At 72.5% G+C, this 13365-nt stretch carries 13 protein-coding genes; 4 read left to right on the top strand and 9 right to left on the bottom strand.

Going from position 1 to position 13365, the window contains the following annotated elements; genetic code table 11:
- Positions 1-37 precede the first annotated feature (37 nt).
- Positions 38-1156: a M24 family metallopeptidase gene (locus tag FLX07_RS21160; RefSeq protein ID WP_142572880.1), complete on the bottom strand. Its 1119-nt coding sequence runs from the start codon at positions 1154-1156 to the stop codon at positions 38-40.
- 230 nt (positions 1157-1386) lie between these two features.
- On the opposite strand from FLX07_RS21160, the gene FLX07_RS21155 reads away from it, so the two are divergent.
- The 3 genes from FLX07_RS21155 to FLX07_RS21145 are packed head-to-tail and all read left to right on the top strand — an operon-like array spanning position 1387 to position 4684.
- The gene (locus tag FLX07_RS21155; RefSeq protein WP_229689870.1) at positions 1387-2277 is read left to right on the top strand and encodes a PP2C family protein-serine/threonine phosphatase; all 891 of its coding nucleotides are present in this window, start codon (positions 1387-1389) and stop codon (positions 2275-2277) included.
- A gap of 25 nt (positions 2278-2302) precedes the next feature.
- Complete coding sequence (locus FLX07_RS21150) at positions 2303-3196, top strand: 5'-3' exonuclease (RefSeq protein ID WP_142572878.1); 894 nt, start codon at positions 2303-2305, stop codon at positions 3194-3196.
- A gap of 45 nt (positions 3197-3241) precedes the next feature.
- Positions 3242-4684 carry an RNB domain-containing ribonuclease gene (locus FLX07_RS21145; RefSeq protein ID WP_229689871.1) on the top strand — a complete coding sequence of 481 codons (1443 nt, stop codon included), beginning with the start codon at positions 3242-3244 and terminating at the stop codon, positions 4682-4684.
- Between the two features lie 6 nt (positions 4685-4690).
- On the opposite strand, the gene FLX07_RS21140 is transcribed toward FLX07_RS21145, so the two are convergent.
- From FLX07_RS21140 to FLX07_RS21115, 7 genes are all read right to left on the bottom strand, one after another.
- Positions 4691-7408: a DEAD/DEAH box helicase gene (locus tag FLX07_RS21140; protein ID WP_142572575.1), complete on the bottom strand. Its 2718-nt coding sequence runs from the start codon at positions 7406-7408 to the stop codon at positions 4691-4693.
- Between the two features lie 91 nt (positions 7409-7499).
- A complete protein-coding gene (locus FLX07_RS21135; protein WP_142572573.1) occupies positions 7500-8384 on the bottom strand; it encodes a diacylglycerol/lipid kinase family protein in 885 nt (294 codons plus the stop codon).
- Positions 8385-8432: 48 nt separating this feature from the next.
- On the bottom strand, positions 8433-9302 hold the full coding sequence (gene tatC / locus FLX07_RS21130; protein ID WP_142572571.1) for a twin-arginine translocase subunit TatC: 870 nt from the start codon (positions 9300-9302) through the stop codon (positions 8433-8435).
- A gap of 34 nt (positions 9303-9336) precedes the next feature.
- On the bottom strand, positions 9337-9660 hold the full coding sequence (gene tatA / locus FLX07_RS21125) for a Sec-independent protein translocase subunit TatA (RefSeq protein WP_142572569.1): 324 nt from the start codon (positions 9658-9660) through the stop codon (positions 9337-9339).
- Between the two features lie 113 nt (positions 9661-9773).
- The gene (locus tag FLX07_RS36570; RefSeq protein WP_167748339.1) at positions 9774-9917 is read right to left on the bottom strand and encodes a hypothetical protein; all 144 of its coding nucleotides are present in this window, start codon (positions 9915-9917) and stop codon (positions 9774-9776) included.
- 18 nt (positions 9918-9935) lie between these two features.
- A complete protein-coding gene (locus FLX07_RS21120; protein ID WP_229689873.1) occupies positions 9936-10886 on the bottom strand; it encodes a helix-turn-helix transcriptional regulator in 951 nt (316 codons plus the stop codon).
- Positions 10883-11824: a helix-turn-helix transcriptional regulator gene (locus FLX07_RS21115; RefSeq protein WP_142572568.1), complete on the bottom strand. Its 942-nt coding sequence runs from the start codon at positions 11822-11824 to the stop codon at positions 10883-10885. Before FLX07_RS21115 ends, FLX07_RS21120 begins: the two co-directional genes overlap by 4 nt.
- 39 nt (positions 11825-11863) lie before the next feature.
- On the opposite strand from FLX07_RS21115, the gene FLX07_RS21110 reads away from it, so the two are divergent.
- Positions 11864-12931: a DUF3866 family protein gene (locus tag FLX07_RS21110; protein WP_142572566.1), complete on the top strand. Its 1068-nt coding sequence runs from the start codon at positions 11864-11866 to the stop codon at positions 12929-12931.
- Here FLX07_RS21110 and FLX07_RS21105 read toward each other — a convergent pair.
- The gene (locus FLX07_RS21105; protein ID WP_142572564.1) at positions 12877-13353 is read right to left on the bottom strand and encodes a DUF3291 domain-containing protein; all 477 of its coding nucleotides are present in this window, start codon (positions 13351-13353) and stop codon (positions 12877-12879) included. The genes FLX07_RS21110 and FLX07_RS21105 overlap by 55 nt on opposite strands.
- Positions 13354-13365: the final 12 nt, after the last annotated feature.

Below are 13365 nucleotides of genomic sequence, written 5' to 3'. Positions count from 1 at the left end.
CACTCTGCCAGAGCGGCGGAGAGCACGGCCTCGGGGATCAGTCGACCACGACCAAATCCCTGGTCGTGACGTTCATCCGCTCTCCGGCCGTCTCGCCGCAGACGACGATGTCCTCGATCCGGGCGCCGTGCCGACCGGGCAGGTAGATGCCCGGCTCGACGGAGAAGGCGAATCCCGGCCGCATCTCCTCGGTGTTGCCCGCGACGATGTACGGCTCCTCGTGCGTCTCCAGGCCGATGCCGTGCCCGGTGCGATGGATGAAGTACTCGCCGTACCCCGCCTCCGCGATCACCTCGCGGGCGGCGGCGTCCACCGACTCGCAGCTCACGCCGGGCCTGACGTGGGCGCAGGCGGCCTCCTGGGCGCGCTTGAGCACCTCGTAGTACGCCGTGAAGTCGGCCGGCGGCTCGCCGACGCAGTACGTCCGGGTGGAGTCCGAGCAGTAGCCGCTCGGCATGACGCCGCCGATGTCGACCACGACGGGCTCGCCGGGCCGGATCACCCGGTCGCTCAGCTCGGCGTGCGGGCTGGCGCCGTTCGGGCCCGAGCCCACGATCACGAAGTCGACCCGGGCGTGACCCGCGTCGACGATCGCCTCCGCGATGTCCTTGCCGACCTCGCGCTCGGTGCGACCGGCCTTCAGCAACCGGGGCACCAGGGCGTGCACGGCGTCGATGGCCGCCCCCGCCTCCGCGAGCGCCGCCTTCTCCTCGGGCGACTTGCGCATGCGCAGCTCGCGCAGGACGCTCCCGGCCAGCACCTGCTCGGCTCCGGGCATGGCCGCGCGGAAGCGCAGCGACTGCATCGCCCACATGCGGTCGGCGAGCCCGACCCGGGCGACCGGGCCCAGGCGGTTGGCCACTTCGGCGAACGGGTCGTCGGTCTCGTCCCACGCGACGAACTCGATGCCGAGCCGGGAGGCGGGCGAATGCTCGGCGGCCGGCAGCTCCAGGCGCGGCACCATCAGGAACGGCTCTCCGGACGCCGGCACGACCAGGCAGGTCAGGCGTTCCAGCGGCAGCGCGTCGTAGCCGGTCACGTAGCGCAGGTCGGGTCCTGGGGTCAGCAGCAGCGCGTCGAGGCCGGCGCGGTCGACGGCCTCGCTGACTGCGGCCGGACGGGTCGTGGGATACAGGCCGGAGGGCTCCGGGGACATCGTCGTCACGCGACCTAATCTAACGAGCGCGGGCCCTGACGACGTACTCAGGTGCGCATACCACAGCCGCCACGCGGGCGAGCTTCGAGAGGCTCTGGCTTATTCCACGCCATAGAAGAAAACCAACCCCTGTGGAATGCAGGGCTGCTACGCTCCGCGTCAGGACGAGCACAGAACGTCCGCATGGCACTGCAAGAGCGGCATCGAGAGCGAGACAAATGGTCGGCGTAGTGGGCGGCACAAGGCCCGCCCTTCCCCCCGCGGACGACCGCGACCCGGACACGACTCCCGTCGCCGTCCCCCTCATGGTCCAGGACATCGGCACGGTCCAGGACCTCGCCGGACGGTGGGCGGAGCGCCGGGAACGCGCCGCCGAGGAGCGCCGCGTCACCCTGGCCCTGCGGGAGGCGATCCTGCCCGAGCCCGGCGCGTCGATCGACCTGCCCTACGCCCGGATCGCGGTCCGGTACATCCCCGCGGGCCGGGCGTCGAGCCTCGGCGGCGACTGGTACGACGCCGCGCCGCTGCCCGACGGACGCATGTTCCTCGCGGTGGGCGACGTGTCCGGACACGGCCTGCCCGCGATCGCCGAGATGGCTCAGCTGCGTCACGCGCTGCTCGGCCTGAGCATGACGGGGGCCTGCCCCGGCAGGCTGCTGACGTGGCTGAACGCGATGGTCCTCACCCGGCTGGACGACACCACCGCGACCGCCGTGTGCGGCCACTTCGACCCGGCGACCCGCCTTTTCACGTGGGCACAGGCGGGCCACCTCGCCCCGATCCTGGTGCGTCGCGGGGGCGCGCGCCAGCTCGGGGCGCCCAGGGGAGTCGTGCTCGGGGCGACGTCGAGCCTGCCGTACGGGGTGGCCGACGTGCGCCTCGAGCCCGGCGACCTGCTGCTGATGTTCACCGACGGCCTGGTGGAGCGGCGCTCGCGCGACATCGGCGCCGGGGTGTCCCTCATCATGGAGGCGGCCGTGGCGACCGGGCTCGGCACAGCCGGAGCGGACCTCGACGCGGGCCTCGACCGCCTGCTGGAGGCGATCGGCGGCCCCAACCCCGAGGACGACACCTGCCTGCTGGCCGTGGCGGTGACCGGAAAGGGTCCGCGGCGCCCCTGACAGGCGTGACAATGGCAGGGTGCTGATGCTTCTCGACACCCCGTCGCTGTACTTCCGCGCGTTTTACGGAGTCCCGGAGTCGGTGACCTCCCCGGACGGCATGCCGGTCAACGCGGTGCGCGGGCTCCTCGACATGATCGCCACCCTGGTCCGGCAGCACTCCCCCACCCAGATCGTGGCGTGCATGGACGCCGACTGGCGGCCGGCGTTCCGGGTGGCCGCGATCCCGTCGTACAAGGCGCACCGGGTGGCGACCGGCGACGAGGAGGAGGTGCCGGACACGCTGGCCCCGCAGGTCCCGGTCATCGAGGAGGTCCTGGACGCGCTCGGCATCGCCCGCGTCGGCGTCGCCGGCTACGAGGCCGACGACGTGATCGGCACCTACGCGACCGCCGCGACCGGCGCCGTGGACATCGTCACGGGCGACCGCGACCTGTTCCAGCTCGTCGACGACGAGAAGCCCTGCCGCGCCCTTTACACAGTAAGGGGAATCCGTAACCTCCAGATCGTCGATGAGGCGTTCGTCCGGGAGAAGTACGGCATCCCGGGCCGGGCGTACGCCGACTTCGCGACGCTGCGCGGCGACCCGAGCGACGGCCTGCCCGGCGTCGCCGGCATCGGCGACAAGACGGCGGCGGCCCTCATCACGCGCTTCGGATCGCTGTCCGCGCTGGTCGCCGCGCTGGACGACGGCGGCGCCGACGGCTTCCCCGCGGGCGCGCGCAACAAGCTCGCCGCCGCCCGCGACTACCTGGAGGTCGCCCCCGCCGTGGTCCGGGTGGCCCGCGACGCCCCGGTCCCGGATGCCGACATCACCCTGCCCGCCGCGCCGCGCGACCCCGAGCGACTGATCGCGCTGTCGGAGAAGCACGGCCTGGACAGCCCGCTCAACCGCCTGCTCGCCGCGCTTACCCAGTAGGGCCGTATACGGCCCGGTATGTCCGCACTCGGGTAGGTTGATCGCGTGCCGCGCACGACGATCCACCTCCACGACACCGCGGACGGGCTCCGCCCTGCAGTAGAAGCAGGGTTCGCTCGCATCCGCAGCGAGTTCGACCTGCCGGACCGGTTCCCCGCCATCGCGCAGGAGGAGGCCGAGCGGGCCGCCGCCTCTCCCACCGCGCCTGACGAGGATCAGACCGGCCTCCCGCTGGTGACCATCGACCCGCCCGGCTCGATGGACCTCGACCAGGCGCTGTGCATCGAGCGGCGCGGGACGGGCTACCGCGTCTGGTACGCGATCGCCGACGTCGCGGCGTTCGTCCGGCCCGGCGGGGCGATCGACGCCGAGGCGCGGGTCCGCGCCGAGACCGTCTACATGGCCGATGGACGCGTGCCGCTGCACCCGCCGGTCCTGTCGGAGGGTGCGGCCAGCCTGCTGCCCGGACAGGCCCGCCCCGCGGCCCTGTGGCGGCTCGACCTCGGGTCCGACGGGGAGATCGAGGCGGTGGACCTGCGCCGCGCGCTGGTGCGCAGCCGGGAACGGCTCGACTACGAGACGGTCCAGACCGCCGTGGACACCGGCCGGGCCGAGGGGACGATCGCGCTGCTCGCCGAGGTGGGGCCGCTGCGCCTGGAACGGGAGCGGGCCAGGGGCGGGCTGTCGCTGCCGACCCCCGAGCAGCAGGTGGTCCCCGACGGAGACGGCGGCTACCGGGTGGAGTTCCGCACCAACCTCCCCAGTGAGGCGTGGAACGCCCAGATCTCGCTGCTCACCGGCATGGCGGCGGCCCGGATGATGCTGGACGCGGGCGTGGGCGTGCTGCGGGTCCTGCCCGAGGCGGGCCCGAAGGACGTCGGCAAGGTCCGCAGGGTCGCCGCCGCGCTCGGCGTGCCCTGGCCCGACGGCACGTCGTACGCCGAGGTCGTGCATGGGCTCGACCCGAAGATCCCCGGCCATGCCGCCTTCCTGCACGAGTCGACGGTGCTGCTGCGCGGCGCGGCCTACCTCGCCTTCGACGGTTCGGCGGCACCCGCGCAGGTGCTGCACGCCGCCCTGGGGGCGCCGTACGCGCACGTGACCGCGCCGCTGCGGCGGCTGGTCGACCGGTTCGGCACCGAGGTCTGCCTGGCCGTGGCGGCGGGCCGCCCGGTCCCCGAACAGGTCGCGGCGGCGCTGCCCGGCCTGCCGGAGGAGATGGCCACGGGCGGCAGGCGGGCCGGCGCGGTGGAGCGGGCCTGCGTGGACCTGGTCGAGGCGGCCGTGCTGCACCCCAGGATCGGCGAGGTCTTCGAGGCGGTCGTCGTCGACGTCACCGACGGAAAGCCGGGCGGGCAGGTGCAGGTCACCGAGCCCGCCGTCATCGCCCGCTGCGACGGCGACCGCCTGCCGCTCGGCGAGCGCGTCCCCGTACGGCTCACGCGCGCCGACCCCGCCACCCGCGAGGTTCGCTTCACCGCCGCCTGAGCAGGCTCAGCTCACCGACGAGTAGGCGACGACGCCGCGGCGCATGGCGTCGATGGCCTTGAGGGCGTTCTCGGCGACCTTGCTCCCCTTGGGCGCGGCGTCCCTGAGCTGGCCGAGCAGGTCGAGCAGCTGCTTGATCCAGCGGACGAAGTCGCCCGCGGCGAGGTCGCAGTCGGTCAGCACGGCGTCGAGACTGTGGCCCTTGGCCCAGCGGAAGGCCGCCCAGGCGAAGCCCACGTCGGGCTCGCGCACGAACGACAGCCCGTGGTCCTCCTCGATGCCCTCCAGCTCGCCCCACAGCCGCACCATCTCGCCGAGCGCGTCGCGCGTGGCACCGGCCGGGATCTTGGGGCTGCGGACGTCGTCGGCCTGCCGCGACTCGTACACCAGCGACGACACGCACGCGGCCAGCTCGGCGGGGTCGAGGCGGTTCCACACGCCCGCCCGCAGGCACTCGGCCGTGAGCAGGTCGAGCTCCGTGTAGAGCGAGGCGAGCCTGCGGCCCTGCTCCGTGACGGACTCGCCCTCCAGGTAGCCGAGCTGGTCCAGCACGCCGCAGACCCGGTCGAAGGTGCGGGCGATGACGTGGGAGCGCCCCTCGACCCGGCGGCGCAGCCCCTCCGTCTCCCTGAGCAGCTTGTGGTAGCGCTCGGCCCAGCGGGCGTGGTCCTCACGCTCGTCGCAGCCGTGGCAGGGGTGCTGGCGCAGCTCCCGCCGCAGGCGCGTGACCTCCTCGTCCTCCTGGGCGTGGTCGCGCGCCCGCGGCGGCTTGCCGAGGTCGCGGTCGCCCAGCTTCGCGTGCACGGTCGAGACGAGGTTGGCCCGCTCCTTCGGTGAGCGCGGGTTGAAGCCCTTCGGGATCCTGATCTTGTCGACCGGTTCGACCGGCACCGGGAAGTCGGCCGCCGACAGGCGCTTGACCTGCTTGCCGATCGTCAGCACCAGCGGCGAGGGGCCCTCGTGCCCCCGGCCGTTGACGCCCGGGTCGAGCACGACCGCGATGCCCGCGCGCCGGCCGCCCGGCACCCGGATGACGTCGCCGGGCTTGAGCACCTCCAGGGACTGCACGGCCTGCGCGCGGCGGGCCGCCCCCCGCTGGCGCGACAGCTCGGCCTCGCGGTCCGACAGCCGCCTGCGCATCGCGGCGTACTCCTCGAAGTCGCCGAGGTGGCAGGTCATGGCCTCGGCGTAGCCCTCCAGGGCCTGCTCCGCCTTGCGGAGCTGGCGGGCCAGCCCGACCACGGCCCGGTCGGCCTGGAACTGGGCGAAGGAGTCCTCAAGCAGGGTCCGCGCCCGCTCCCGGCCGACCTGCCCGACGAGGTTGACCGCCATGTTGTACGACGGCTTGAAGCTGGAGCGCAGCGGATAGGTGCGGGTGCCGGCGAGACCGGCGACGGAGAGGGGGTCCATCCCCGGCTGCCAGACCACCACCGCGTGGCCCTCGATGTCGATGCCGCGCCGCCCGGCCCGCCCGGTGAGCTGGGTGTACTCCCCCGGGGTCAGGTCGGCGTGGGTCTCGCCGTTCCACTTGTCGAGCTTCTCGATCACCACGGACCTGGCCGGCATGTTGATGCCGAGCGCCAGCGTCTCGGTCGCGAAGACCGCCTTCACCAGCCCCTTGGTGAACAGCTCCTCCACGACCTCCTTGAACGCCGGGAGCATGCCCGCGTGGTGGGCGGCCAGGCCGCGCTCCAGGCAGTCGCGCCATTCGAGGTAGCCGAGCACCGCGAGGTCCTCGTCGGGCAGGTGCGCGGTGCGCTCGTCCACGATCTGGCGGATCTCGTGGCTCTCGGCCTCCGTGGTGAGGCGCAGCCCCGAGTAGAGGCACTGCATGACGGCGGCGTCGCAGCCGTTCCTGGAGAAGATGAAGGTGATCGCCGGCAGCAGGCCCTCGGCGTCGAGCCTCTCGATCACGTCCGACCGGCTCGACGTCGTGCCCCGGCCGGGCCGCGAGTAGCCCCGCCTGCCCCTGGCCTGGGCCAGCCGCATCTCGTCGCGGGAGATCCGCATAAGGGACGGGTTGACCCGCAGGGTGCCGTCGCCCTCGTCGACGAACAGGTCGAACATCTTGTTGCCGACGAGCATGTGCTGCCACAGCGGGACCGGCCGGTGCTCGTCCACGATGACCGTGGTGTCGCCGCGCACCTCGCCCAGCCACTCGCCGAACTCCTCGGCGTTGCTGACCGTGGCCGACAGGGCCGCCACCCGCACCGACTCCGGCAGGTGGATGATGACCTCTTCCCAGACCGCGCCGCGGAACCGGTCGGCCAGGTAGTGGACCTCGTCCATCACCACGTACGCGAGGCCGGTCAGCGTGTTCGAGCCCGCGTACAGCATGTTGCGCAGGACCTCGGTGGTCATGACCACGATCGGGGCCTCGCCGTTGACGCTGTTGTCGCCGGTCAGCAGGCCGACCTTGCCCGCGCCGTACCGCCTGACCAGGTCGTTGTACTTCTGGTTGGACAACGCCTTGATCGGCGTCGTGTAGAAGCACTTGCGGCCCTGCTCCAGGGCCAGGTGGACGGCGAACTCCCCCACCACCGTCTTGCCCGACCCGGTGGGCGCGGCCACCAGCACACCGTCACCGGCCTCCAGCGCCTGGCAGGCGTCGATCTGGAACTCGTCGAGCTCGAAGTCGTAAAGCTCGCGGAACGAGGCGAGAGCGGGTCCGGCGCCGGCCTGCCCCTCACGGAAGGCGGCGTAGCGTTCCGCTGGCGTACTCATACCGTCAACCCTACCGATAACGGGATTCCGGGCGTCCGTCATCGGTGATCCTTCTACGCGCCGCCTTGATGGCGTAGCGCAGCGCTGGGGGTCAGGGCGCCAGGACGCGCACCGCTCCCGGCTCGACGGCGCAGGTCAGCGGGGTGGGGCCGGCCCGCTCGCCGTCGGCGTACGCGACGACGTCCCCGTCCAGGGCCTCGATCTCCACGCGGCGGGCCCGCCGCAGGGTCACGGCGGGGTGCCCGGTGTGGCTGCCCCGGTAGACGCGGGGGAAGATGCGCAGGAACCCGCCCGTGGACAACGCCCCGACCACGAGCACGTCGAGCAGACCGTCGTCGGGCCGGGCCTGCGGGCACACCCGCATCCCGGCGCCGTACGACCGGGTGTTGGCCACCGCCACCAGCATCGCCTCGCGCTCGACGGCCTCCCCGTCGAGGGTGATCCGGAACGGGATCGGGGTGAACGACCGCAGTTCCCGTGCGAGCGCGACCAGGTACTTCGCCATTCCGGGCGGCCAGGTCATGGCGTTGGCCCGTTCGTTGACGCGGGAGTCGAACCCGCAGGCGAGCACTCCCGCGAACCACTCGCCCGTCCCCAGCCTGGCCGCGTCGATCACCCGGCAGTCGCCCGCGGTCACGATGTCCGCGGCGGCGAGCGGATCCCCGCGCGGGATGCCGAGGGCGGCGGCGATGTCGTTGCCGGTCCCTGCCGGCAGGATCCCGAGCGGCACGGCCGTCCCGGCCACGGCCTGCACGGCCAGGTGGACCAGACCGTCGCCGCCGAAGGCGACGAGCGCGGCCGGGCCGGCGGCGACGGCGTCGCGGGCCCGGCCCAGGGCGTCCGCCGCCGAGGTCCCGACGACCACCGAGACCGGGCGGCCGCCCGTCCGCAGCCGCCGCAGCACCGGGTCGAGCAGGCGCAGCGTACGGCCGCCGCGGGCGGTGGGGTTCACCAGGACGACGATCTCATCGGCCATACGCGGAACCTACCGCCGCCCACCGGGCGACACCAGAGGAAGATTCGGTCAGTCCCTCGCGTCGACCGAGTCCGCCGTACCCGCGGTGGCGGACGACCCGTCGAGCTCCTCCTCGATCGCCCGTGCGTGCGCCGCGTCGGCGGCGTCGCGCTTCTTGTCGTGGAAGTACATGAACGCCTCCGCAACGAAGAACAGCGCGACCATCGGGACCGCCAGGGCCAGCATGGTGATGGGGTCCTGGCTCGGCGTCGCGACGGCGGCGAAGACGAACATCAGGAACACGACCATGCGGGTGTGCTTGGACACCGTGTTGAACCGGAGCACCCCGATGACGTTGAGGAACACCAGCAACAACGGCATCAGGAAGGAGACGCCGAAGATGATCAGCATCGCGAGCGCGAAGCTGAGGTACTCGTTGATGCTCACCAGCGTCAGCGTGCCCTCGGGGGCGAAGCCGAGCAGCAGGGACAGGCCCTTGTCCATCGTGACGTAGGCGAGGGCCGAGCCCGCGGTGAACAGCGGGACCGAGAGCCCGAGGAACGCCATGGTGTAGCGGCGCTCGTTCCGGTACAGGCCCGGGGTCACGAACGCCCAGAGCTGGTAGATCCAGAACACCGCCGAGACCACCACGCCGAAGATCACGGCGACCTTGAGGTTGACGAAGAACGAGTCGAAGACCCCGTTCACCACCAGCGTGCACTTGTCGCCGTTCAACTGGTGGGCCTGCGGCAGCCGGCAGTACGGCTGCTTCAGGAAGTTCCAGATGGGTTCGAAATAGATGAACCCGACGGCGGTTCCGACGACCACCGCCAGGATGGCCTTGATCAGCCGGTTGCGCAGCTCGCGGATGTGCTCCATGAGCGTCATCCGCCCGTCGTCCGCCGTGACGGCGGGAGTCGACCGTTTCAACAGGGCCATCTGGTTCGTCCTGGGGTCAGTGGGGGTGCGGCGCCTAGTTGGAGCGCTGCTCGTTCTGCGAGCTCACCGGCTGCTGGCTTTCCCGCAGCCTCCGGTTCTCCTCCTCCAGGACACGCAGCCGGTCCTCGACGGACGGGGTGGCCGGCGGGATCTGCGCCGCCGGCGGAGCGACGGGCTCGGCCTGCGCCTTGACCGTCTGCCGCTCCTCGTCCTCCTCGCTCATCTTGCTGGTCTCCTTCTTGAACATGCGCAGCGACTGCCCAAGGGCCCTCGCGGTGTCCGGGAGCTTCTTGGCTCCGAAAAGAAGGATCAGAACCAGGAGGATCAGAATCCATTCCATGGGTCCGAGGTTGGGCATGTCGTGTCCTTACCGCGAGGGCCGTGGGTACTACCCCCGATCGTACGCGCACCGCACGCCAAAGTTCACCTGTCCTCGGGCTTCAAAACCACATCAATCGTGGGCAAAGCCCCTTATTCCGGCACGCGGAGCCGCCCCCTGGCCCGCTTGACTTCGGCGTGCAGTTCCCGCGCCGCGGTGAGCACCCGGACGGCCGGCCACACGAGGACGGCGAGCCCCGCCACCGCCACCGCCGACAGGGCGAAGATCCATGTCATCGCGGCCTCCTCCGTGTGTCAGGCGGTCTCGTAGTTGGCCAGCGCCTGCTTGGCGGTGGCCGTGACCCGCTCGGCGAGGGACGCCGGCGACAGCACCCGGCCGCTGTCGCCCAGCCGGAGCGCGAGCCGCACCAGCCAGGACTGGTCGCGGGCCCGCAGCGAGACGCGCAGGCGGCCCTCACCGAGCTCGGCGACCTCCTCGCAGGGGTAGTACTCCGCCACCCAGCGGCCCGCCGGGGTCAGTTCCAGCTCCACCAGCTCGTCGCTGTCCGACGGCCGGAACACGCCGCGGGTGACGTCCATCGGCTCGGCCCCGGCCGGCGGGTCCGCGGGCACGTCGAGGATCTCGACGTCCAGGATCCGGTCGACGCGGAACATCCGCATCGCCTCGGCGCGGTAGCACCAGCCCTCCAGGTAGTGCCGCCCGTCCACGAGCACGACCCGCAGCGGGTCGACCTCCCTGGGGGTGATCTCGTCGCGCCCCGGCACGTAGTAGCGCAGCGACAGCCTGCGGCTCCTGCGGGCGGCGTCGGTGATGACGGCGTGGGCGTCCGGGGCCGCGCCGATCTCCACCTGGACCTGGCTGCTGACCGTGGCCGCGCCCTCGCCCGCCGCCTGCTCCAGCTTGGCGATGACCCGGCCGAGCACGTCCCGGCCCTGGAACTCGGGTAGTTCGTCGAGCATGCGCAACGCGACGAGCAGCGCGCTCGCCTCGTCCACGCCGAGCTTGAGCGGCCGGGCGATCGCCTCGGCGTTGTCGATGAGGATCTCGCCGCCGTCCCACGAGACGTCGATCAGGTCGCCGGGCGTGTGCCCGGGCAGGCCGCACATCCACACGAGCTGAAGGTCGTCGACGAGCTGCTTTTCCGACAGGCCGAACAGCCGTGCCACCTCGGGCACCTGCGCGCCCGGATGCGACATGAGATAGGGCACGAGCGCGAGCAGCCGCGGCAGCCGGTCCGAGCTCACTGCAACGCCCCCTTCAGACGGCGGATCACGGCCTCGCGCGCGTCCGGCGGGTCCACCACGACGGCGTCGGAGCCAAGACTGGCCAGCCACCCCGCCAGCCGTTCGGGGTCGGCGAAGGTCACCTCGGCCTCGTCCCACTCGCCGGGCCCGGTGCGCACGGCCTGGGCGGCGTGCCGCAGGCCGAGGCAGCTGCCCTTGCGCACGCGCACCAGGGCGACCCGCTCGTTCGGCAGTTCCTGGTAGCCCACCATGGCCCGCAGGTCCAGCCCCTCCGGCACGGTGAACGCCCCCGGCCGTCCCAGCGTGGACACGGCCCCGGTGATCCGGCTCAGCCGGAAGACCCGGGCGGCGCCGCGGTCGCGGTCGTGCCCGGCCAGATACCACCGGCCGCGCCTGCTGACGACCCCCCACGGCTCGACGGTGCGCCGCAGCACCGACTCACTGCCGGCCGAGCGGTAGTCGAAGGCGACCGCGCGCCGGTCCCGCACGGCCTCCCACAGCGCGGGGAACGCGGGGTCGCGGGTGTCCACCCGCAGCTCCAGCGGGCTTTCGGCGAGGTCGGCGTGCACGCCGCCCGCGGTCAGCTTCAGCAGCGCCCCGCCGGCCGCCTCGGCGAGGCTCGCCCGCTGCCACACCTGCGCGGCCAGGCCGATGACGGCGGCCTCGTCGGGCTCCAGGGTGATCTCGGGCAGCTCGTACGCCTCGCGTACGATCCGGTAGCCGGGGTCGTCCTCCCAGGGGTCCTTGTGGACCTCGATGGGGATGCCGATCTCGCGAAGCTCGTTCTTGTCGCGCTCGAACATGCGCTGGAAGGCCTCGTCGTTGTCCGGGTCGTACCCGGGGACGGCCTGCCGGATCTGCTCCGCGCTCAACGGCCGCCGCGTCGCGAGCAGGCAGATAACCAGGTTGAGCAGCCGCTCGGTCTTCCGCCGCGACATCGGGCCTCCCTTCCAGTCGAGAACGCTACCCTTTTCGGCGTGATCAGATGGCGCAAGGGCGAAGTGGTGCGGGTCCGGCGCGAGTGGCCGGGGGCGGTGGAACTCGACGTCGCCGTCGCCGAGGGCGAGTGCCGGGCGCTCGCCTATCCCCCGCTGGTGGGACGCCCTGAGGTGGGCGACACCGTGCTGCTCAACACGACCGCCCTCGCCATGGGTCTCGGTACGGGAGGGTACGCCATGGTGGTGGCCGTCCCGGACCGTTTACCGCAAGATCCTTCCGGCCCCGGCCACTTGGTGAAAGCACGCTACACCCCGTTGCAGGCCACCGTGCTCGGCGCGGACGAGCAGGGGTCCCCGCACCACGAGGCGCTGCGGGAGGCCGACTCCGTCGACGGGATGCCCGTGGTGGTCGCCGACCTGCACTCCGCCCTGCCCGCGATCCTGTGCGGCCTCTACGCGGACTCCCCGGGGATCAGGGTGGCGTACGTGATGCAGGACGGCGGGGCGCTGCCGGCCTGGTTCTCGATGTCGTGCGCGACGCTGCGGGAGCGCGACTGGCTGTGCGGGGTGGTGACGACCGGGCAGTCCTTCGGCGGGGACGTCGAGGTCGTCACGCTCCACACCGGCCTGCTGGCCGCCCGGCACGTGCTCGGCGCCGACGTCGCCGTGGTCGCGCAGGGGCCGGGCAACCTCGGCACCGGCACCCGCTGGGGGTTCTCCGGCGTCGCCGCGGGCGAGGCGGTCAACGCCGCCGCCGTGCTGGGCGGGCGGCCCGTGGCCGCGCTGCGGGTCAGCGAGGGCGACCTCCGCGAGCGGCACGTCGGGGTGTCGCACCACTCGCTCACCGCGTACGGCCGGGTCGCGCTGGCCCCGGCCCGGGTCGTGGTGCCGGACCTGCCCGGCGCGTTCGGGGCGGCGGTGCGCGAGCAGGCCGCGCCCCTGGCCACGCGCCACGAGATCGTGACCGTGCCGGTGGAGGGCCTGCATGAGGCGCTGAAGGCGTCACCCGTGCGGCTGTCCACGATGGGCCGCGGGCTGGAGGGGGACCTGGCCTACTTCCTGACCTCCGCCGCCGCCGGGAGGCACGCGGCGTCGCTGCTGTCGTAGAAGTCCTTGAACGTGAACGCCTCCGGCCCCGGCCCCTGCGCCCGGAGCAGGTCCAGGCGCGCCACGGCCTCGTCGAGCGGCGGCAGGTGGCCCTCGGGCACCCACCACATCACCGTGTACGGCTCGGCGATCCGATGGAACCACTCCCGGCGGCGCCGCATCACCTCCAGGTGGGCGCTGCGGTAGACGAAGTTCCACAACGTCTCGCGGGACTCCCAGACCGAGAGGTTCACGACCAGCATCGGTCCGTAGTCGTGCTGGATCAGGTCCGTGGGCTCATCGCCCTCCTTCATGCGCCAGACGAAGCCGGGCGCGGCGTCCGACACCTGGTAGATCGGCGCCAGGGCGTCGAGGAAGTCGGTCAGCGCGGGCGAGTCGAGGGGTTCCCTGAGATGGGCGACGTTGAGCTGGGCGAGATGCATGCCGCGATTCTA

Source organism: Microbispora bryophytorum (assembly GCF_006874465.1).
In the GTDB taxonomy this organism is placed as follows: Bacteria; Actinomycetota; Actinomycetes; order Streptosporangiales; family Streptosporangiaceae; genus Microbispora; species Microbispora bryophytorum.
Note: the sequence above shows the minus strand (reverse complement) of the source record. Positions and strands in the feature narration are given on the sequence as shown.

Coding starts and splice junctions, on each gene's coding strand:
- FLX07_RS21160 (WP_142572880.1), bottom strand. CDS start 1,156: ATGTCCCCGGAGCCCTCCGGCCTGTATCCCACGACCCGTCCGGCCGCA.
- FLX07_RS21150 (WP_142572878.1), top strand. CDS start 2,303: ATGCTTCTCGACACCCCGTCGCTGTACTTCCGCGCGTTTTACGGAGTC.
- FLX07_RS21140 (WP_142572575.1), bottom strand. CDS start 7,408: ATGAGTACGCCAGCGGAACGCTACGCCGCCTTCCGTGAGGGGCAGGCC.
- FLX07_RS21135 (WP_142572573.1), bottom strand. CDS start 8,384: ATGGCCGATGAGATCGTCGTCCTGGTGAACCCCACCGCCCGCGGCGGC.
- tatC (WP_142572571.1), bottom strand. CDS start 9,302: ATGGCCCTGTTGAAACGGTCGACTCCCGCCGTCACGGCGGACGACGGG.
- tatA (WP_142572569.1), bottom strand. CDS start 9,660: ATGCCCAACCTCGGACCCATGGAATGGATTCTGATCCTCCTGGTTCTG.
- FLX07_RS36570 (WP_167748339.1), bottom strand. CDS start 9,917: ATGACATGGATCTTCGCCCTGTCGGCGGTGGCGGTGGCGGGGCTCGCC.
- FLX07_RS21115 (WP_142572568.1), bottom strand. CDS start 11,824: ATGTCGCGGCGGAAGACCGAGCGGCTGCTCAACCTGGTTATCTGCCTG.
- FLX07_RS21105 (WP_142572564.1), bottom strand. CDS start 13,353: ATGCATCTCGCCCAGCTCAACGTCGCCCATCTCAGGGAACCCCTCGAC.